A 19,717-nucleotide genomic window follows, 5' to 3' on the forward strand; every position below is an offset into this window, starting at 1 on the left:
GAAAAGTCTAGCGGATGTTTGACGAACGGGGGAATCCATGTAGCCTTGCTAACAAGCGACAACGCGATGCCACTTAACTTGAATATTGTGCCATAAACACGGAGCTTAAATTGCGACTGAAGTCGCCAAGCGTTAGGAGTCTTTGTTAAGCAATTTGTTAGGTTAAGCTACGCGTGAAACGTAGACGTGATGACTACCCACGAACTACTTCTTGCAAGCAAATTATATGACTGGCGCCACTCTCTGATTGCATTTTGGCTGTCGTCTAGCATTACCCATGTGAAAGTCACTAGCATACTATCCTTGCCAATAGGGGTAACCTGAAAGTCTTTTGTACGAAATGAAGAGTAGCCTTCTGCTTTCCAATTATCATATACCTCACTAAAAAACTTCAATGCACATTTATTCGTTGGCATCGATTGAACGGAACCGTCTGGCCTAACGCTGATAAATGGTTCTGCGAATAGTTTGGAGAAAGCTTCCATGTCGCCGCTATCAAACATGGTCTGATAATGTTCAAAAAACTCTTTTGCTTGTTCTACTGTAGTTTCCATACTACTCCTTGAAATACCTAACGTTGCAATAACGGGCGCTTACAAAACCTCCCAAACTTCTTTAATTCTTTGTATTCACAACACTTTGAAAAGCTGCCGCGTTGACAAAGCGTCCCGCGTTGATTGCCTTTGTTAGGGTTTTTCTGCATCTTTTTCTGCAAGCCAAAGAAGAATTGCTGTATCAGCTCCTCCAATTTCTACAACTCTGGAGCCATGCATGAGAACACCTAGGCCATGCTCTTCATCCCATTTGCAACCGAACTCAAACCCAATATATGGGACACCGTCCTTGCAAAGCGGATGCACATTGACTGAATGTAAACTAATCAATGTGTTGAAATCATTAGGCACCAGCACATCAGGCATATACTCTGCTTTTTCAGAGTCGGAGTATCCGTAGGTTATTTGTAATTGAGGGTAAATGATTAGAAGTGATTCCAACAGATTCACAGATATATCGGACTCATTTTCAAGTACCCAAATTACAGATTCTACTTCTTCTCTATTGAGAGGGCTGGCATCACGACCTTCGGGTGCAAACAAAACTGTAACGGTACCATCGGACGCGGAGTTTTCATCGTTAGAGCCACACAGCCCTCCTATACTTTGAAAGCCATTCCATGATGGTAAATTTGCTTTTGCCTGCCACCACAAATCTTCTACCAACTCAAAATGAATATTCATAGTTAGCCCACTATATGCTTAACCCTAACGCCGCATTCAGCGGCTTGTCCGCTGTAATGCTTTGTTAAAAGTCACTTGTATTCCGAAGTGCGACAATATCGCAACCAACTATTGATTCGAGATTTTCAGTGATTTTTTCAGCACTCCAATCCCACCATGCTATTTCCAAGAGTTCACTAATTGTATTTTCGTCAAACCGGTACTTAATGACTTTGGCAGGGTTTCCACCAACAACGCTGTACGCTGGGACATCAGATGTCACAACAGACTTACTCGCTATTATTGCGCCATCGCCAACTTTGACTCCCGGCATAATCGTGGCTTCATAACCAATCCAAACATCGTTCCCAACTTTGGTGTCACCTTTGAAGGGTAAATCACCTTCTTTAGGCATGACCTTCTCCCAACCGTTACCAAATATCTGAAATGGGTATGTAGAAAAGCCGGAAATCTTGTGATTAGCGCCATTCATGATGAACTTTACGTCTTTTGCGATGGCGCAAAACCTCCCAATTACGAGCTTATCTCCAATAAAAGGAAAATGATAAAGCACATTACCCTCAAATCGCGCTGGGCCTTCAGGATCATCGTAGTAGGTATAATCACCAACAATGATATTTTCGGATGAAATGTAGTTCTTTAAGTACCCTACTTGAGGAAATCCTTTCATGGGCTCTTTATCTTCTGGATTCGGACCTTTCAAAATGCCTCCAATATGTCTGTGACTTTTAACGCCGCCAGCACGCGCGGCTTTGTAGTGTAGGCGAAGCCGAAACGGAAAAGCCGTCGCTGTGCCTGGCCTTGTTAGGGCATAGGCCCCAAAATTGGTTGAGACTGCGAAAACCTTCGATCATACCCAGACTCCCAAGGGTACTTTCCTTCTCGATCTGGCCAAACCATTTGAACCACTGGATAGGGTTTAGGCATAGAGCCGTAGTACCAATTTGCATAACCTAAATATTCTCCATAGTGCTCTAGACCTACTGGTACAAAAGCTACTGACAAACTCTCCGTGAAGTCTGTGTACTTCTTATAAGGCTCAATTTTCTCATTAGCGCCGACTATTTTAACTACCGCAATATTGAGCAGCTGATGCGCGGTTTCGGCAGGTAATCCGACGATAATAATTTCAGGATGATTTTGCTTGTGAAAGTGACCAATTGAAAATGCAAATGCCGGGCTTCCATTTTCTTCAGCTATGTGAATGTTATACCACCCCAACTCATTGACTTTGTCCAAAAGCTGCGCGTCGTAGTCACTCTCTGGTGCCGGAGGTGTGAAACCACTCGGTACTGAATCCATAAACACACTTTCTTCTCCTTGCGCAGTAGAAACAGCAGCGAAAATGAGTGCAGATAGAAATGGATTTTTGATCATCATGTTGCCCTAACGTTTGAATAACGGGCGTTTACTAACCCAAACTGGTTGAAGTGCCTTAATCACAACGTTTCTTTGAAAAAATGCGCCACGAGTAAACGTCCCTCGTTGATTCACTTGTTAGTTACAGGACACGCTGGATCTATACTCTTCGGGGCTCTCTCCAATATATTTGTCAAAGTAGAACCGTAAGTAGACTTCATCCATGTAGCCAACTTCATAAGCAACCGATTTTGCTGTGATATCAGTGCATGAACTGAAGAGAACCTCAGCCTTCTTTATTCTGGTTTCATTCAGAACGTCAGCATCCGTTATAGAAAAAGTATTAAGGTATAATTCAGCGAGTTGATCCCTTTCCCAACCTAGGTACTGTGCTACGGTGTAGTCATTTAGATCGTAATTGTAATACTTTTGAATAAACTCTAGTGACTTACTCACTTCGTTAGGAAGCCCTTCATATCTTTCCCCCAAACAGGTTAAAAAGTAACTTTTACTATCAACGTTTTTAAATTCAGGGCAAAACGTATAAGTAGCATTGGGCTCTATATCAACAGTGGTACAACTAGCTAATGAAAACGCGAGTGCTACTTTTGTTGCACTTACAAGGAATAATTTCAACTTCTTCACTTTAACCTTCCCTAGAACTAACAACTTATTAGCGGGCATAAAGCCCGTTTAGTACAAAACCGAGACGCCCGATTAGTACACTAACCACCGTATCACCGCGCAGCTTACATCAATATTATCAGTTACATAGAACTATGACTATCTTTGCAAACTGACAAAAACGGGCGTCCCGCATTTAAATTCTGCGATTTCTTACTATAGAGTAAGAACTGTGTATATAAACAGTATGGTTAAACATCTATGAAATCGCCTTTTCTCCAATCTGTCTGCGAGTTTATGTATTCACGCCACTATTCTAAAAGAACGGTTGACACATACATCTACTGGATAAAGATGTTTATTATCTATAACAACAAAAAGCATCCCGCAGATATGGGAGACGAAGAGGTAGAGCTATTTTTAACCTATTTAGCAAACGAGCGAAAACTGGCTGTGAAAAGTCAAGCAACAGCGCTCAACGCCGTTGTTTTTCTCTATCGGAAATATATAAAAAAACCGCTTGGAGAAAATTTGTCTTTCAATAGATCAAAAGTATCCCCAAAACTTCCCGTCGTACTTACCAAAGATGAGACTATACGCCTCTTCCAACATCTTCCTCCCAACCTTAGCCTTCCGATAAAACTGATGTATGGGAGCGGATTGAGAGTCACTGAAATGTTAAGACTTAGAGTGCAGGACATTGATTTTGATTATTACGCCGTTTTTGTTTGGCAGGGAAAGGGTAATAAAAACCGAAAAGTCACCCTAGCCAAAGAACTTGTTCCCTTGATTAGAAACCAGATTGCGATAGTTGATAAATACTTTGAGAAAGACATTTCTAACCCTAGCTTCAGCGGCGTCTGGCTTCCAAATGCGTTAGCAAAGAAATACCCCGCAGCAAGCAAACAGCTTGGATGGCAATTTCTGTTTCCCTCTAGCAAACTTTCGGTAGACCCTAGCTCATCCTTGATTCGGCGTCATCACTTAGATGAAACGACCATTCGAAGAGCAATAAAGCGTGCGGCAAGAGAAGCTCAAATAAGCAAAGCGGTAAGTTGTCACACACTTCGACACTCATTTGCTACACATCTTCTAGAAGCCGGTGCGGACATCAGGACGGTTCAAGAGCAGTTAGGACATTCTGATATTAGAACCACGCAGATATACACACATGTTTTAAATAATGGTGCCAGCGGAGTCATCAGCCCGCTATCTAGGCTACTTTGATTCCACGCTACCGCCCCTGCGCATTTAGCCCAGTAATCAAATTGAGCAAAATACTAATAAACTGGGCACCCCAATAGAAATTGTGGCAATACTTCTACGATCAACCTCAAGCAATCGACAAACAAAAACCGCGACCTAGGCCGCGGTTTTATTGGTTTTCAAGCTGATGCCGTTTGGGCTTAGCCTTCCATTTCGGCGATCTTCACCTTCCAAGTGTCTGGGCCGATTTGGTGGGCGTTGTCGCCGCGCGAGTCTACTGCAACGGTCACAGGCATATCTACAACATCAAATTCGTAAATCGCTTCCATACCCAGATCTTCAAACGCTACAACACGTGCTTTCTTGATGGCTTTTGCAACAAGGTAAGCAGCGCCGCCTACGGCCATCAGGTATACCGCTTTGTGTTCTTTGATGGATTCAACCGTTGCAGGGCCGCGCTCCGCTTTACCAATCATGCCGATAAGACCGGTTTCGCTGAGCATCGTGTCAGTGAACTTGTCCATACGGGTTGAAGTGGTTGGGCCTGCAGGGCCAACAGCTTCATCGCCCACTGCATCTACAGGGCCTACGTAGTAAATGAAGCGTCCGTTGAAGTCCACGCCGTCTGGCAGACCTTGACCGCTGTTCAGCATTTCCTGAATACGTTTGTGTGCGGCATCACGACCGGTCAGGATTTTGCCTGAAAGCAGAACCGTTTCACCCGTCTTCCACTCTTGAATGTCTTCTTTGGTGACTTCATCCAGGTTTGCGCGGCGAACATTTTCGCCGACTTCCCAGGTGACTTCTGGCCACTCTTCCAGTTTTGGTGGCTGGAGGTCGGCTGGGCCTGAACCATCAAGGGTAAAGTGAACGTGGCGAGTCGCGGCACAGTTAGGGATCAAACACACAGGCTTAGACGCTGCATGCGTTGGCGCGGTTTTTATTTTCACATCAACAACCGTGGTTAAGCCGCCAAGGCCTTGTGCGCCGATGCCCAGTTTGTTCACGCGGTTGAAGATATCAAGACGAAGCTCTTCTTCTGCGTTTTCTGGACCACGGTCAATCAGCTCTTGAATGTCGATGTGTTCCATCAGAGATTCTTTTGCCAGCACGGCCGCTTTCTCTGCCGTACCGCCGATACCAATACCCAGCATGCCCGGTGGACACCAGCCTGCGCCCATGGTTGGCAGGGTTTTCTCAACCCAAGCCGCTACATCGTCAGATGGGTTGAGCATTACCATCTTGGTTTTGTTTTCAGAACCGCCGCCTTTCGCCGCGATTTGAATTTCCACTTTGTCGCCCGGCACCATGTTGATGTGAACTACCGCTGGGGTGTTGTCTTTGGTGTTCTTACGGGCACCCGCAGGGTCTGCAACCACAGAGGCACGAAGTGGGTTATCTGGGTTGTTGTATGCGCGGCGTACGCCTTCATCGACCATTTGTTGTACGGTGAGGTCGCTTTCCCACTGAACATCCATGCCGATGTTCACGAAGCAGGTCACAATGCCTGTGTCCTGACAGATTGGGCGTTTGCCTTCTGCAGACATGCGGGAGTTGATCAGAATTTGGGCGATGGCATCTTTAGCCGCTTGGCTTTGCTCTTTTTCGTACGCCTTTTCGAGGGCTTGAACAAAATCGATAGGGTGATAGTAGGAGATGTACTGTAGGGCGTCAGCGACACTGTCGATGACATCTTCCTTACGAATGACAGTCATAGTTGCCTCTTTAATTTTTATGATTCCTTGGCGCTGTTCGCTCACTTATCAATGCGGGCTAAACAGTGCTTCCAGTCGAGCTTTGTATTACGAATAGGTATTACAAAATAGTAGGCCGCTTTCTCTTATTCGGCAGCTTTGCCAGAGAAGCGACCCTCTCGCGTCCTTGATTGGGCGAATGACTTTTCGCCGCTTGATTTTTCACTTTCCAAACTTAGCTTTAAAAGCCACGATTATGATACTCTTACGGCCGATTTAGCGCCAACAGACGCTTCAATGCCGATCACAAAAACACGAAAATGACCGAATCGAGACGAATGCCTATCACTCTGCAGTTTCTTGAGTACTCGCCATCAGCACTCACGTCGCTTTTTTCCCGTATTGAATCCCAACCTTGGGCAATGCTGCTGCAGTCTGCAGCGGAAAAACATCCGGATAACCGCTTTGATATTCTAGTGGCGGACCCCATCGCGACGCTTTGCAGTGAAAACGGCATCAACCGTATTTGGTATCGTGACGGTCGCACCGCATCCAGCGAGACGGATCCGTTCGAAGAGTTGCACGCGCTTCAGCTTTCCCTTTTACCCCGCACTGAGCCTATCGCACCTTGGCCATTCCTTGGCGGGGCTTTGGGTTACTTCGCTTATGACCTTGGCCGTCAGGTAGAAACTTTGCCTGAGCTGGCGACCCGTGATATCGACATTCCTGATATGGCTGTGGGTATTTATGACTGGGCAGTGATTGCTGACCATAAAGAGAAAAAGCTGGTGCTGATCCAACCTGAGGGTGAAAACCGACTTTCATGGCTAGAAGGCCATCAGGAAGCAGAAGCCTCGGCATTCTCTTTGAAAGGTGAATGGCAGGCGAACATGACGCCGGAAACCTATGAAGAGAAGTTCGACCGTGTGCAGGCGTATCTAAAGTCGGGGGATTGTTACCAAATCAATCTTGCTCAACGCTTTGAAGCGCCTTATCAGGGTAGCGAGTGGGAAGCCTATCAAAAGCTGGCCAAAACCAATGGCGCGCCCTTCTCCGGTTTTATTCGTTTGGAAGATTCTGCCATTCTTTCCGTCTCTCCAGAGCGTTTCTTGCAACTGCACGGCAGGGAGATTGAAACCAAGCCGATCAAAGGCACCCGCCCTCGTCACAACGACGCTGCTGTGGATTCGGCAAACATACACTGCTTGAAGAATGCCCAGAAAGATCGCGCCGAAAACCTGATGATTGTTGACCTTCTTCGCAACGATATTGGCCGAGTCGCCTCGCCAGGTTCGGTAAATGTACCTAAACTTTTTGATATTGAGACATTTCCAGCCGTCCATCATATGGTCAGTACCGTAACGGGAACACTTTCTGATGATAAGCACGGTGAAGATTTGCTCCGAGCCTGTTTCCCCGGTGGATCGATAACTGGCGCACCTAAAGTACGCGCTATGGAGATCATCGAGGAGCTGGAGCCGCATCGACGCAGCATTTACTGTGGCAGCATTGGCTACTTGAGTCGTTGCGGCACCATGGACACCAGCATTACGATCCGTACGCTGGTTTGCCATCAACAACACATTTATGCCTGGGCTGGCGGCGGCGTGGTCGCGGACAGTGAGGCTGCATCGGAGTATCAGGAAACACTCGACAAGCTCAGTCGGATTCTTCCTGTGCTGTCTTCATAAGAGGCGGTACAGCGCATTCAGAAGTAGGTAGGACGCATGTTAAAAACACCATGGATGGATAACACCTCGCTACAGCAACCGGCAATTCTGGCGCATCAAACGCGCCAAAGCCCGATGCGTCCCCTCTCCCGCCATTGGTTAGTACAACGTTTTAGCCTAAGCCCCAGTTACCATTACGACAAGCGCGTGATTCAACGTGCGACCGATGCCATGCGTCGGGAAGGATCACCAGATCTTCGTCCCGCTGCTGTGATGATTGCCCTTGCAGAACGTGATGGCGAACTGCATGTCTTGTTGACCAAACGCGCAACGCATTTGAAACATCATCCAGGCCAAATTAGCTTCCCCGGCGGTAAAGCGGAAGAATCGGACACAGATATCGTCGAAACGGCGATTCGTGAAATGGAAGAAGAGATTGGCGTCACCACTGACAGAGCGCATCTTCTTGGCTGTTTAACGCCACTTCCAACCGTCAGCGGCTACCTTGTTACGCCTGTTATCGCTTTTGTGGATGCCGATTACACACCCGTGCTGGATGCCAATGAGGTTCACAGCCTTTTTGAGGTGCCACTCGCTCAGTTTTTGAGACGCGATGCCATCACCAAACAACCTTTCCATGTTCGTGGTAACACCTACCACATCTACGCCATGAGCTATGAGAACCACCTGATCTGGGGTGTTACGGCTCAGATACTTCATGCCCTCAGCCAGCAACTTTCCCTCAACTAATTTTTAATACCTCAACTATTTTTAGGGTCTTTAAACAACGTTTTTAAACCATAAAAAATGTGAATGTAGTGAGTTCAAATAAATTCGTCGCACGAAATATTGTTGCCACAAAAATGATCTCCATCACAGTTTACAGTGAAAAAATGTAAACAATACGCATCAGTTCCCGATCTGTTCCGTATTATTTTTGGTGATTAAACGATGCAAACTCAGTCAAGCACGACTTCGAGCGCAGACAAAATGAAGTGGTCTGCTCAAGACACCACCTGGATGCTATCTCTGTTTGGTACAGCGGTAGGTGCAGGTATTCTGTTCCTTCCTATTAACGCTGGTCTGAACGGTTTCTGGCCTCTGGTTGCCCTAGCAATCCTGGTTGGTCCTATGACTTATCTGGCTCACCGTGGCCTTGCACGTTTCGTTCTGTCTTCTAAGAAGCCAGGCAGCGACATCACTGAAGTGGTTGAAGAGCACTTCGGCGCGACTGCGGGTAAACTCATCACTCTGCTTTACTTTTTCGCGATTTACCCGATCGTTCTGATTTACGGCGTTGGTATTACCAACACTGTTGACTCTTTCATGGTTAACCAGCTTGGCATGGAATCTCTGCCACGCGCTGTTCTGTCTATCATCCTAATCATGGGTATGATGTCAGTCATGCTGGCGGGTGAGAAACTGATGCTGAAAGTGACTCAGTTCCTGGTTTACCCGCTGGTAGCGATCCTGCTGTTCATGTCTATCTACCTGATCCCTGACTGGAACATGTCTGCACTGCAGCAAATTCCTACAGCGGGTGATTTCATGACAACCCTGTGGATCTCTATCCCTGTTCTGGTTTTCGCATTCAACCACAGCCCTGCGATCTCTGCGTTCTCTATGGCACAGACCCGTGACTACGGTGACAATGCTGAGCGTAAATCGAACCAAATCCTGTTCCGCACCTCGGGCATGCTGCTTGGTTTCGTTATGCTGTTCGTGTTCTCTTGTGTTCTGAGCCTGACGCCTGCTGATCTGGCAGAAGCAAAAGCACAAAACCTGGCGGTTCTGTCTTACCTGGCGAACAAACACGAAAGCCCATTCATCTCTTACCTGGGTCCAGTCGTTGCCTTCGTTGCTATCGTGTCTTCTTTCTTCGGTCACTACATGGGTGCACGTGAAGGTCTGAACGGTATCATCATCAAGCAACTGCGCTCTCGCGGTAAGCAAGTGAACATGAAGAAAATCGATATGTTCACCGTAGCATTCGTTATCATCACCAGCTGGATTGTTGCAACCATCAACCCAAGCATTCTGGGTATGATTGAATCACTGGGTGGCCCAATCATCGCGACCATTCTGTTCATCATGCCGATGTACGCTATCAAGAAAGTACCGTCTATGCAGAAGTACGGCGGTAAGGCGAGCAACATCTTCGTCACTTTCATGGGTATGGTAGCGATTTCAGCGATTATGTACGGTTTCATCGCCTAATAAATCGTGTAGAATGCACAGCCCCAAAAGAGCAAGGATGCTTAAATTCCTTGCTCTTTTTTGCTTTTTTCACTGAGCCACGGAAAGGTAAATACCTAACATTTAAGGTCAGCAAAACCTAGGGTATATCGGCTCAGCAAACTGTCACCTCCACGGATGGATATAAACGAATTAATCCAAATGCCCGTCCACGTAAACCACGGGCATTGACTGAGGTATGACACATGATCAGCGTTTTTGATATCTACAAAATCGGCGTAGGTCCTTCCAGCTCGCACACTGTTGGCCCTATGAAAGCCGGTAAATCATTCATCGACGATCTGACCCGCATGGAGAAACTGCAGGACATCACCAAGATCACTGTGGATGTCTATGGCTCTCTGTCTCTGACCGGTAAAGGTCACCACACTGATGTGGCTATCATCATGGGTCTGGCGGGCAACTCTCCAGAGAACGTTGATATCGACAGCATTCCTGGCTTCATCGCACGTGTTGAAGAAACCGAACGTCTGCCAGTAGGTATCCAACTTCATACTGTCGACTTCCCACGTGAAAGCGGTATGAACTTCCACACCACTAACCTGCCTCTGCACGAAAATGGCATGACCATTACTGCATGGTCTGGTGAAGAGAAAGCCTACGCCAAGACTTACTACTCTATCGGCGGTGGTTTTATTGTTGATGAAGAGAACTTCGGCAAAGAAGACGAAAATAAAGTTGCTGTTCCTTATGAATTCAACAGCGCGGAAGAACTGCTGAACCATTGTAAAGAGACTGGCCTGTCAATCAGTGCGGTTGTCATGGCAAACATGCGTGCGATGCACACTGAAGATGAAATCGAAACCTACTTCGGTAACGTGTGGCGCACCATGCGTGAGTGTCTGGATCGCGGCATGAACAACGAAGGTGTGTTGCCTGGCCCACTTCGCGTTCCACGTCGTGCGGCAGCGCTCCGCCAACAGCTTCTGTCTACCGAGAAGTTCTCAAACGACCCAATGGCAGTGGTTGACTGGGTAAACATGTTCGCGTTTGCCGTTAACGAAGAGAACGCAGCTGGCGGCCGTGTTGTAACCGCACCGACTAATGGTGCGTGTGGCATCATCCCTGCGGTTCTGGCTTACTATGACAAGTTCATCCAAACCGTAAGCCCACGTGAGTACACCCGTTACTTCGCAGTATCTGGCGCGATTGGTGGCCTGTACAAGCAAAACGCGTCTATCTCTGGCGCGGAAGTAGGTTGTCAGGGTGAAGTTGGTGTTGCGTGTTCAATGGCAGCTGCAGGTCTGGCTGAACTGATGGGCGGTAGCCCACAACAGGTGTGTATCGCTGCGGAAATCGGCATGGAGCACAACCTGGGTCTGACGTGTGACCCTGTTGCGGGTCAAGTACAGGTTCCTTGTATTGAGCGCAACGGTATTGCTGCAATGAAAGCCATCAACTCAACCCGTATGGCGCTGCGCCGCTCTTCAGAGCCACGTGTTTCTCTGGACAAGGTTATCGAAACCATGCTGGAAACCGGTAAAGACATGAACGCGAAGTACCGCGAAACCTCTCAAGGTGGCCTGGCAATTAAAGTGATTTGCTAATCACCTTTGGTGATTCTAAATACACAAAAAAGAAAACCGCCCAAGTAGGCGGTTTTCTTTATTCACGATTTGCTATTCGAATTTCAAGCCGTTGCAAGCAGGCCCTCCTCGTTTTTCAGTACATGCTTCTCTGCCGCATCAATGGCGCGATAAAGACGCATTTTCGTCGCACTCAGGCCAAGGCCGAGGACGTTACTGATTTCTTCGAGCGAGAGGTCATGTTCAAAACGCAGCACAAGGATTTCCTGTGCGGTTTTAGCCAATGATTGCACTGAATTTGAAATACCCTGTTCTGAGGTCACAGGACACTTCTCTTCAACGCCAACTTCCTCTTGCAACTCGTCTGAAACGAAACGTTGCGAGTGAGTCGCACGCTTCTTCAAATAGCTTCTGCACTGATTGTCTGCAATCGCATATAACCAGCTTCTGAATGCAGCTTCGCCGCGATAGGCGTGGATGTAGCGGAAACTCCGCACCAAGGTTTCTTGCAACACGTCATCCGCGTCATAAGGACAACCTAACCATGCCATGCATCGACGATGTAATGGTGACAGGTAGCTCGCGACCAGTTGGTCGAAGTAGTTGCGGGCTAACGGGTGCCCCGCCTGAATCTTAGCTATCTGTTCACGCTCACTGTTTTTAATACAGGTTGAATCCACTGAATGCATGTTAATACCCTCCTGGTATTCGAGTGGTGAACACAACCTAGCCAATGCAAACTGAACAATCAAACAGTGTTTTCTATTCAAAAATGCCTGAATAAACCAACAAATCTGACCAGTTATTCATCAGTGTTATTGAACGGCGTTTTATTATCAATCACTTATTGGCACTGATTTAGAACAGCGTTCAATTACCCCAAGAAAGTTGCGACTTTAGAATGTCTCAAAAAGTCTCACCCATGGAACACATTATCAGCCCTGGTCAAAGGTCAGACCTCGGATTTGCATATCAATTGGGGGCATTACTGATGCGATAAAGAGGGATAAAAATGATGAGTTCTGGAAGGTCAGGATACAAAAAAGCCCGCATAAAGCGGGCTTCCAAGTATTAAGTAGCTAGCGATTACGCTGCAACTTTCTGCGCGTTTGCTGCTTCTGCTTTCACTGGTTTAGTAATGAAAGATAGAACAACTGCCACAGCCAGCATTGCTGCACAGATGGTGTATGCCATCACGTAGTTGCCGGTCATGTCTACTGCGGTTGCAGCAACAACAGGACCAATGAAACCACTCACACCCCATGCGGTGTAAAGCACGCCGTAGTTACCGCCGTAGTTTTTCAGGCCGTAGTAGTCAGCAGTGATAGATGGGAATACTGCCAGCAGTGTGCCGTAACCTACACCTGCAACAGCCGCACCTACCATCAGGGTGAACTCGGTGTTGTAAGTTGCAAACATCATCATGTTGATGCCTTGCATGATGAACGCCAACATCAGAGTTTTCAGGCCACCAATCTTGTCAGACAGGATACCTGCAGCAACACGACCGCCTGAGTTGAAGATAGACAGAACTACAACAAGGAACGCAACTTGAGTCAGATCAGACTGGTTGATCGCGATAGAAGTGATGTTACCGATCACCATCAAACCCGCAGAAGATGCCAGCGCATACATCAGCCACAGTGAGTAGAACTGTGGAGTCTTAACCATTTCGCGCCAACCCATGTTGTTGTCGCCAGCGCCTGCTTTCGCTACATAGCCAGCAGGTGCTTCTGGTGTGTAGTCCGCAGGTGGGTTGTTAATGGTGCACGCCAGTGGAACAGCGATAGCCAGAATACCTACACCCAGGATCATGAAACTTTGCTGAACGCCGTAACCTTCAATCAGCATAGAAGTCAGTGGCGCCAGGTATACCGCTGCCAGACCGAAGCCTGCTGCGATCAGACCGTTAACCATGCCCTTTTTAGAAGGGTGGAACCACTTCATTGCCGCTGGAGACAGACACGCGTAACCGAAACCGATACCACATCCGGTGATCACACCAAAGCTCAGTAGTAGAGTCATAGGAGATGAAGCAAAGCTAGATACGATCATGCCAATACCCACCATGATGGTACCCAGAATCAGAACTTTACGAGGACCCATACGGTCTTGCAGGTTACCCGCCACCAGCAGAGAAAGTGCAAAACAGATGGTTGCAACGGTGTAAGGCATAGATGCATCTGCGTTCGACCAACCCTGCTCTACCAGTGACTGCTTGAATACAGACCACGCGTACAGGATGCCGATACACATATTGATAAAGAAACCGGCTGCTAGTACGCCCGTAGCTTTGTTCAGTTTGTTCATGTTACGACTCAATAAATTCACTAATAAAAGGTGTCGCCGGCATTAGCCCCCTACTGCGCCACCCAACCCAACATCCCCGCGCAACTCATTCACTAAATTGATGAATTAGTAGTCAAAACTGCGAAGATATAAATTATTTTTGGCATTCTTCAAATTTGAAGAGAATGACAGAAGCGCGCGGAGTCTATCAGGGAATGAGAGCGTGATCACCATCTACTTTTGTTTATCGCGAAAAAAGTTTTTTCTGCGGTGATTTATTAGTCAATGGGTGTAACAAAACGTGTGGAAAAATAGAAAGGTACTCACCCCGAGTCCCTTTGCAATCAAGGCTCGGAGCGATAGACATGTGTTCAGTAAAACTTGGATATTCTGATGCCTTGCTGACCAAATCAAGGGCACGGACATCCTCTTAGAAAAGACTACTTGGTGCTGAACCCTTTGCTTTCGAGAAAGGCTTTCATAAATGGACGCGCTTCTTTGCTGAGAGTCCCGGAAATTTGCTCACTCCAGCTCATCTCTTTGTTGCCGCCAGTGCGGGTTCGGTAATACTCCCGCACCTCACTGTCATAGTTCTCCAAAACAGCTTTATCCATCGCTGAATACTCGTCAGTGTGAACGACCAACTCTGATGGCAAGCGTGGTTTGACTTCAGGATCTTGCGAAGGATAGCCAAGACAAAGCCCAAACAATGGAAACACCTGCTCTGGCAATTTTAGAAGGTTAGCGACTTTGTCAGGGTTGTTTCTAAGTCCACCGATATACACGCCACCCAAGCCTAAAGATTCTGCCGCTATCAGGGCATTTTGTGCCATCAATGCACCGTCTATCGCGCCAATCAAAGTTTGCTCAGCAAAGCCCACTTGCGCGTCCGGCTTGATTTGTAAATGTCGGTTGAAGTCAGCACAGAACACGAAGAACTCTGCAGCGTCAGCAACATAAGGCTGATTGCCAGCGTATTCAGCCAGAAGTTGCCTTTTCTCTTTGTCGATGACTCTAATAATGCTGGTGCATTGAATAAAGCTGGAAGTAGATGCAGCACGTGCACTATCAATGATGGCATTGCGTTGCTCATCCGTGATCGGTTGGTCGGTAAATTTTCTTATCGAGCGGTGAGAGAGAATGGTTTCAATAGCCGGCGTCATTGTCGCTTCCTGTTTATGCCTTCCTGAATAACACCATTATCAAACTGCCTAGAGCCAATTGCAAAACGGACACTATAAAGTGTCCGCTGCATTACATCTTTTGCTTTTTAGGTTAGGCCGGATCAGAGCTTTCCTCGAGATTCGAAGATTGGCAGACTTGTTGAAGAATATGAATGAGGCGGCTTTCACTTAGTGGCAACGGGTTACCTTTAATCGAACTTGAGCGCAGAGCTGATACTGCTACCTCTTCAAACATGGTGTCGCAAAGACCAAGCTGGGGAAGCGTTTCAAGATCTAACCTTCGCAGGATCCGCTGTACCCACACGATGCCATCACTTGGCTCAGCATTCATTCGCCCAGTCAGAATACAAGCCAACTGGCGGTAGCGGTTTAGCAGGCTGATACGCCCTGCTTCACGTGCTGCAAGAATATTCTCTGCCATGACATAAGGGGCAAGTTGTGCCGTGATTGCTCCATGTGGGGCATCCAACACCGCACCCAGTGCAGCAGCCAAACCATGCGCTGCGCCTAATTTGGCGTTTGACTGCGCCATACCACCTAGCATGGAAGCAAATGCCATATCCGCGCGGGCTTTCGGGTCGTCATCTTCGCAGGCATGAATAATCGCCGGGGCCAGACGGCGTAAACCTTCCTCGCATATCATATCGGTCAACGGGTTCGGCTCACCGCAGACATAGGCTTCCATTAGATGAGTGAATGCATCCATACCGCATCTTGCCGAAAGCGATTTTTCTGTGCCGTAGGTTAACGTCGGGTCGATGATCGCGACATCAGGAATCAGGTCGGGACTTCGAATTGCTGCTTTGACGTTCTCTTGGGCAGAAATCATCACTGCATTGCGGGTCACTTCCGAACCCGTCCCGGCTGTGGTTGGTATTGCAATACAAGGCAGTGGCTTGGCAGTGAGTGGCAGAGCCCGGCCAACGACTTCCACATAATCATAAACACTGCCCTGGTTAGGGATAAGGGCTGACAGTGCCTTGCCAACATCCATCACACTTCCGCCGCCTATTGCTATCACCATATCAGGTTTGAACAAGCGCCCAGCAGCAGCCATTTCTTCCACCATGGCAATGAGCGGTTCGTCGTGTACAGCGAGCCGTTGATAACGAATATTTTGCTGGGAAAGATAAGCGAGTAATGGATCGGCACGTTGGTCATCACGCCCTGTCACAACAAGCGCGCTGTATCCGTAGTTATTGAATATAGAGAAGGAGTTGTTAAGCGCGCCTTCACCAAAAATAATCCGCGTAGCGGTCATAAACTGAAACATGGCACCTCCCTGGATCTGGTCAGAAACGAAAAGCAGATCCTCAAACCGAAAAAATTCAACACTCAATTTACGCACTTAAGTGAATATAAAATTGATACAAAGCAGAGACTCTGTGGTTAAAACCGCTTCGTTTTAAACATGTGGAGCCTTCATCACACCCTTTCAAAAATGCGCGCTCTGTTCATTTTCCGATTGATAGATAATTTCGATTGAATTAAGAGACAAAACCTTCTTTTATCTGCCAAGTGCTTGAGGCATAGTTATTGCCAATCGGATGATAAAGCCACGGGCACCTTCCCTATATGGCACCATCCAATCAATTTGAATAAGAAAGGAAATGAATATGTTCGTGGTTATTTTTGGTCGCCCAGGTTGCCCATTCTGTGTTCGTGCAAAGGATCTTGCTGACAAACTGAAAGAAGAGCGTGACGATTTCAACTACCGTTATGTAGACATCCACGCGGAAGGCATCAGCAAAGCTGACCTTGAAAAAACCGTAGGTAAGCCAGTTGAAACTGTGCCACAAATCTTCGTTGACCAAGAGCACGTAGGTGGTTTCACAGACTTCGAAGCTTACGCAAAAGAAAATCTGGGTCTGTACCAGTAATTTCTCTTAGATTTCTCTGAAAAAGCCGGCAAGCATGCCGGCTTTTTTATTGTTCAAAAACAGAAAGTTGGCATCAACACAGGCTTTCATACTTTCCATTAGGAAAGTCAGCAAAATTTAATACTATTTTTCATGCGAGTTTCCATTACATTTCATTGCAAATGAGTATAATGGCGCCCCAGAATTTCCCTTGACCCGTGCGCGGATTACTGTTCAGTGAACATAGACGTCTACAACCTGCTTGTTAATAACGACATCCTCCTCCTTTTCGTTGTTTTGGCCATTGGCCTCACCATCGGCAAAATCAGAATCGGCAGCTTCCAGTTTGGTAACTCTATTGGTGTGCTGGTGACCGCCTTATCTTTCGGACATGCAGGCTTTTCGTTCAGCCCAGAAGCACTGAACATCGGCTTTATGCTGTTCATTTTCTGTGTAGGCATTGAAGCTGGCCCAAACTTTTTTGGCATCTTCTTCCGCGACGGTAAATCTTATCTCGTCCTTGCATTTACAGTGCTGAGTACCTCCGTGGGTATCACTCTGTTGATGAAGTACCAGTTTGGCGTAGACGGCAGTATTGCAACCGGCATGATGGCGGGAGCGATGACAGCAACACCGGTATTGGTAGGTGCGAAAGATGCGTTAAACGCAGGCTTGGGGGGATCTTTTACCCCAGACCAACTGGCAGGCATGATTGATAACCTAAGCGTGGGTTACGCACTGGCATACCTTGTCGGTCTTATCAGCCTTATCGTGTTGGCGAACTTTATGCCAAAGCTGCAAAAAGAGAATCTTGAGCACTCTGCGCAAAAGATTGCGATGGAGCGTGGGCTGGGTAACTCTTCACAGCGCAAAGTTTACCTGCCGATAATCCGAGCATATCGCGTTGGGCCTGAGCTGATTAACTGGGTCGATGGCCGTAACCTTCGTGAACTGGGTATTTACCGTCAAACCGGTTGCTATATAGAACGTATCCGCCGTAACGGTATTCTCGCCAACCCAGATGGTGACGCCATTTTGCAGGAAGGTGATGAAATCGCATTGGTAGGTTACCCGGATAGCCACGCCCGACTCGACCCTTCTTTCCGCAACGGAAAAGAAGTATTCGACCGTGATCTGCTTGACCTTCGGGTGGTTGAAGAAGAAATCGTGGTGAAAAACGACGCCATCATTGGTAAGCGCCTGTCAGATTTGAATCTGTCTGAATACGGCTGTTTCTTAAACCGCGTTGTCCGCGCGCAGATTGAAATGCCAATGGACCACAATATCTTGCTGTCTAAAGGGGATGTACTGCAGGTCAGTGGTGAGAAGCGCCGCGTTATGGGACTGGCTGAACGAATCGGCTTTATCTCGATTCACAGTCAGGTTTCAGACATGTTGGCGTTCTGTTCTTTCTTCATCTTCGGCCTGATTTTTGGTTTGATCACCATGACATTCGGCCAGATGACCCTGGGCTTAGGTAACGCGTCTGGTCTGTTGATTGCAGGGATTTTGCTCGGATTCCTGCGTGCTAACCACCCAACTTTCGGTTACGTGCCTCAAGGGGCAATCAACATGCTGAAAGAGCTGGGGCTGATGACCTTTATGGTCGGCGTAGGGTTGAGCGCAGGTGGCAACTTGATTGAATACTTGCAGCAAATGGGCTTCACCATCATGTTTGGTGCACTGGCTGTGAGCGTGGTGCCGGTAATACTGGCATATCTGGTCGGTGCATACATTCTCAACATGAACCGTGCACTGCTGTTTGGCGCGATCATTGGTGCGCGTACCTGTGCACCAGCCATGGACATGATCAATCAACATGCGCGAAGCACCATTCCTGCTCTTGGTTACGCAGGTACCTACGCCATCGCCAACGTTTTGCTGACGTTTGCAGGCACCCTTCTCGTTATACTGACTTAGGAGTTGTTGGTATTAGGGTCTGATAGCCCTAATCCTCCTAGTCTCCTCGCATATCCGGCAAAGCAGTCAGCAATGATTCAGCGAACAGAAGTTACACTGTTTGCTGAATCTTCCTGCACGTCAGTAACAAACCCGCAGGTTGTTTGCATCAGCGCAACGTTTTGCGCGTTATCATCGTTAAGCTGGTATTCGGAAAACAAAGTAAAGGTAACGGTTTATGCGCATTCTTATCGTCGAAGACGATCCTCTATTGAGCCATCATCTAAAAACTGAACTGTCTGAACTGGGTAATCAGGTGCACTGCGCCAAAACCGCATCTGAAGGCCTTTTCGTTGCCAAAGATTATCCCAACGACATTGCCATTGTTGACCTCGGCCTGCCTGATCGGGACGGCCTGAGCCTTATCCGCGATATTCGCCGCGCCGAAATCCGTATGCCCATCCTCATTCTGACTGGCCGCGCGAACTGGCAAGATAAAGTGTCTGGATTAGATGCCGGTGCGGATGACTATCTGGTAAAACCGTTTCAGAAAGAAGAGCTGGTCGCCCGTCTTAATGCATTAGTTCGTCGCAGCGCCGGGTTTGTGAAGCCAGAAATCAAAGCCGATAAAATCACCATGGATTTACTGGCGAAAAAAGTCACCGTTGATGATGCCCCTGTTGATCTCACCGCCTTTGAGTACGATTTACTGGAATATATGGTGCGCCACAACCGCCAAGTGGTTTCCAAGCAGCGCCTGCTGGATGTGCTTTATCAAGATCAGGAAGGTGATCCAAACACCATTGAAGTCATGATGAGCCGCCTTCGCAAAAAGCTCACTCAGGCCGGGCAAGATAATCCGATTTCCACCGTACGTGGTCAGGGCTACATTTTTGAACTTCAGGTGACCTGA

At 47.5% G+C, this 19,717-nt stretch carries 18 protein-coding genes; 8 read left to right on the forward strand and 10 right to left on the reverse strand.

Features of this window, described 5'->3' with window-relative positions; translation table 11 throughout:
• Positions 1-167 precede the first annotated feature (167 nt).
• The 5 genes from RN22_RS16900 to RN22_RS16920 form a co-directional block, all read right to left on the reverse strand.
• Entirely contained in the window at positions 168-554 is a 387-nt protein-coding gene (locus tag RN22_RS16900; protein ID WP_046306028.1) for a DUF4440 domain-containing protein, read from the reverse strand.
• Positions 555-686: 132 nt separating this feature from the next.
• Positions 687-1,238: a hypothetical protein gene (locus RN22_RS24535; RefSeq protein WP_052737558.1), complete on the reverse strand. Its 552-nt coding sequence runs from the start codon at positions 1,236-1,238 to the stop codon at positions 687-689.
• Between the two features lie 64 nt (positions 1,239-1,302).
• Complete coding sequence (locus RN22_RS16910; protein WP_369700105.1) at positions 1,303-1,944, reverse strand: Vat family streptogramin A O-acetyltransferase; 642 nt, start codon at positions 1,942-1,944, stop codon at positions 1,303-1,305.
• A gap of 98 nt (positions 1,945-2,042) precedes the next feature.
• Positions 2,043-2,618 carry a DUF4262 domain-containing protein gene (locus RN22_RS16915; RefSeq protein WP_082111428.1) on the reverse strand — a complete coding sequence of 192 codons (576 nt, stop codon included), beginning with the start codon at positions 2,616-2,618 and terminating at the stop codon, positions 2,043-2,045.
• 117 nt (positions 2,619-2,735) lie between these two features.
• Complete coding sequence (locus RN22_RS16920; protein ID WP_197076311.1) at positions 2,736-3,242, reverse strand: helix-turn-helix domain-containing protein; 507 nt, start codon at positions 3,240-3,242, stop codon at positions 2,736-2,738.
• 240 nt (positions 3,243-3,482) lie between these two features.
• Here RN22_RS16920 and RN22_RS16925 point away from each other — a divergent pair, with 240 nt between their 5' ends.
• Positions 3,483-4,448 (forward strand): integron integrase, encoded by a 966-nt coding sequence (locus tag RN22_RS16925; RefSeq protein ID WP_046306034.1) that lies wholly within the window; start codon positions 3,483-3,485, stop codon positions 4,446-4,448.
• Between the two features lie 179 nt (positions 4,449-4,627).
• Here the strand turns inward: RN22_RS16925 and RN22_RS16930 are convergent, their stop codons facing one another.
• Complete coding sequence (locus RN22_RS16930) at positions 4,628-6,142, reverse strand: fumarate hydratase (RefSeq protein ID WP_046306035.1); 1,515 nt, start codon at positions 6,140-6,142, stop codon at positions 4,628-4,630.
• Positions 6,143-6,459: 317 nt separating this feature from the next.
• Here RN22_RS16930 and pabB point away from each other — a divergent pair, with 317 nt between their 5' ends.
• The 4 genes from pabB (at position 6,460) to RN22_RS16950 (ending at position 11,594) form a co-directional block, all read left to right on the forward strand.
• Positions 6,460-7,812, forward strand: a complete 1,353-nt coding sequence (gene pabB, locus RN22_RS16935) for an aminodeoxychorismate synthase component I (RefSeq protein ID WP_046306038.1) — start codon at positions 6,460-6,462, stop codon at positions 7,810-7,812.
• Positions 7,813-7,848: 36 nt separating this feature from the next.
• Positions 7,849-8,541 (forward strand): CoA pyrophosphatase, encoded by a 693-nt coding sequence (locus RN22_RS16940; protein ID WP_046306039.1) that lies wholly within the window; start codon positions 7,849-7,851, stop codon positions 8,539-8,541.
• Between the two features lie 201 nt (positions 8,542-8,742).
• Positions 8,743-10,008 (forward strand): serine/threonine transporter, encoded by a 1,266-nt coding sequence (locus RN22_RS16945; protein WP_002541361.1) that lies wholly within the window; start codon positions 8,743-8,745, stop codon positions 10,006-10,008.
• 224 nt (positions 10,009-10,232) lie between these two features.
• Entirely contained in the window at positions 10,233-11,594 is a 1,362-nt protein-coding gene (locus tag RN22_RS16950; RefSeq protein ID WP_046306041.1) for an L-serine ammonia-lyase, read from the forward strand.
• An 83-nt stretch (positions 11,595-11,677) separates the two neighbouring features.
• On the opposite strand, the gene RN22_RS16955 is transcribed toward RN22_RS16950, so the two are convergent.
• The 4 genes from RN22_RS16955 to RN22_RS16970 all read right to left on the reverse strand — a co-directional run bounded on the left by RN22_RS16955 (position 11,678) and on the right by RN22_RS16970 (position 16,319).
• Positions 11,678-12,262 carry an RNA polymerase sigma factor gene (locus RN22_RS16955; RefSeq protein ID WP_002541358.1) on the reverse strand — a complete coding sequence of 195 codons (585 nt, stop codon included), beginning with the start codon at positions 12,260-12,262 and terminating at the stop codon, positions 11,678-11,680.
• A 397-nt stretch (positions 12,263-12,659) separates the two neighbouring features.
• Positions 12,660-13,883, reverse strand: a complete 1,224-nt coding sequence (locus RN22_RS16960) for an OFA family MFS transporter (RefSeq protein WP_002541357.1) — start codon at positions 13,881-13,883, stop codon at positions 12,660-12,662.
• A gap of 419 nt (positions 13,884-14,302) precedes the next feature.
• Positions 14,303-15,025 carry an oxygen-insensitive NADPH nitroreductase gene (nfsA, locus tag RN22_RS16965; protein WP_046306043.1) on the reverse strand — a complete coding sequence of 241 codons (723 nt, stop codon included), beginning with the start codon at positions 15,023-15,025 and terminating at the stop codon, positions 14,303-14,305.
• 112 nt (positions 15,026-15,137) lie between these two features.
• Positions 15,138-16,319: an iron-containing alcohol dehydrogenase gene (locus RN22_RS16970; protein WP_046306045.1), complete on the reverse strand. Its 1,182-nt coding sequence runs from the start codon at positions 16,317-16,319 to the stop codon at positions 15,138-15,140.
• 343 nt (positions 16,320-16,662) lie between these two features.
• On the opposite strand from RN22_RS16970, the gene RN22_RS16975 reads away from it, so the two are divergent.
• The 3 genes from RN22_RS16975 (at position 16,663) to RN22_RS16985 (ending at position 19,717) form a co-directional block, all read left to right on the forward strand.
• Positions 16,663-16,926, forward strand: coding sequence for a GrxA family glutaredoxin (locus tag RN22_RS16975; protein WP_002541354.1), 264 nt, complete (start codon positions 16,663-16,665; stop codon positions 16,924-16,926).
• A 216-nt stretch (positions 16,927-17,142) separates the two neighbouring features.
• Positions 17,143-18,825, forward strand: a complete 1,683-nt coding sequence (locus RN22_RS16980; RefSeq protein ID WP_002541353.1) for an aspartate:alanine antiporter — start codon at positions 17,143-17,145, stop codon at positions 18,823-18,825.
• A 217-nt stretch (positions 18,826-19,042) separates the two neighbouring features.
• On the forward strand, positions 19,043-19,717 hold the full coding sequence (locus RN22_RS16985; RefSeq protein ID WP_002541351.1) for a response regulator: 675 nt from the start codon (positions 19,043-19,045) through the stop codon (positions 19,715-19,717).

This window comes from Grimontia sp. AD028, assembly GCF_000973155.1.
Classification (GTDB): domain Bacteria; phylum Pseudomonadota; class Gammaproteobacteria; order Enterobacterales; family Vibrionaceae; genus Enterovibrio; species Enterovibrio indicus.

Excerpts from the sequence above, each read along its gene's own strand:
- RN22_RS16960 (WP_002541357.1), bottom strand. The coding sequence starts at position 13,883 with ATGAACAAACTGAACAAAGCTACGGGCGTACTAGCAGCCGGTTTCTTT.
- RN22_RS16985 (WP_002541351.1), top strand. The coding sequence starts at position 19,043 with ATGCGCATTCTTATCGTCGAAGACGATCCTCTATTGAGCCATCATCTA.
- nfsA (WP_046306043.1), bottom strand. The coding sequence starts at position 15,025 with ATGACGCCGGCTATTGAAACCATTCTCTCTCACCGCTCGATAAGAAAA.
- RN22_RS16970 (WP_046306045.1), bottom strand. The coding sequence starts at position 16,319 with ATGTTTCAGTTTATGACCGCTACGCGGATTATTTTTGGTGAAGGCGCG.
- RN22_RS16940 (WP_046306039.1), top strand. The coding sequence starts at position 7,849 with ATGTTAAAAACACCATGGATGGATAACACCTCGCTACAGCAACCGGCA.
- RN22_RS16975 (WP_002541354.1), top strand. The coding sequence starts at position 16,663 with ATGTTCGTGGTTATTTTTGGTCGCCCAGGTTGCCCATTCTGTGTTCGT.
- RN22_RS24535 (WP_052737558.1), bottom strand. The coding sequence starts at position 1,238 with ATGAATATTCATTTTGAGTTGGTAGAAGATTTGTGGTGGCAGGCAAAA.
- pabB (WP_046306038.1), top strand. The coding sequence starts at position 6,460 with ATGCCTATCACTCTGCAGTTTCTTGAGTACTCGCCATCAGCACTCACG.
- RN22_RS16900 (WP_046306028.1), bottom strand. The coding sequence starts at position 554 with ATGGAAACTACAGTAGAACAAGCAAAAGAGTTTTTTGAACATTATCAG.
- RN22_RS16945 (WP_002541361.1), top strand. The coding sequence starts at position 8,743 with ATGCAAACTCAGTCAAGCACGACTTCGAGCGCAGACAAAATGAAGTGG.
- RN22_RS16915 (WP_082111428.1), bottom strand. The coding sequence starts at position 2,618 with ATGATGATCAAAAATCCATTTCTATCTGCACTCATTTTCGCTGCTGTT.
- RN22_RS16930 (WP_046306035.1), bottom strand. The coding sequence starts at position 6,142 with ATGACTGTCATTCGTAAGGAAGATGTCATCGACAGTGTCGCTGACGCC.
- RN22_RS16955 (WP_002541358.1), bottom strand. The coding sequence starts at position 12,262 with ATGCATTCAGTGGATTCAACCTGTATTAAAAACAGTGAGCGTGAACAG.
- RN22_RS16925 (WP_046306034.1), top strand. The coding sequence starts at position 3,483 with ATGAAATCGCCTTTTCTCCAATCTGTCTGCGAGTTTATGTATTCACGC.
- RN22_RS16950 (WP_046306041.1), top strand. The coding sequence starts at position 10,233 with ATGATCAGCGTTTTTGATATCTACAAAATCGGCGTAGGTCCTTCCAGC.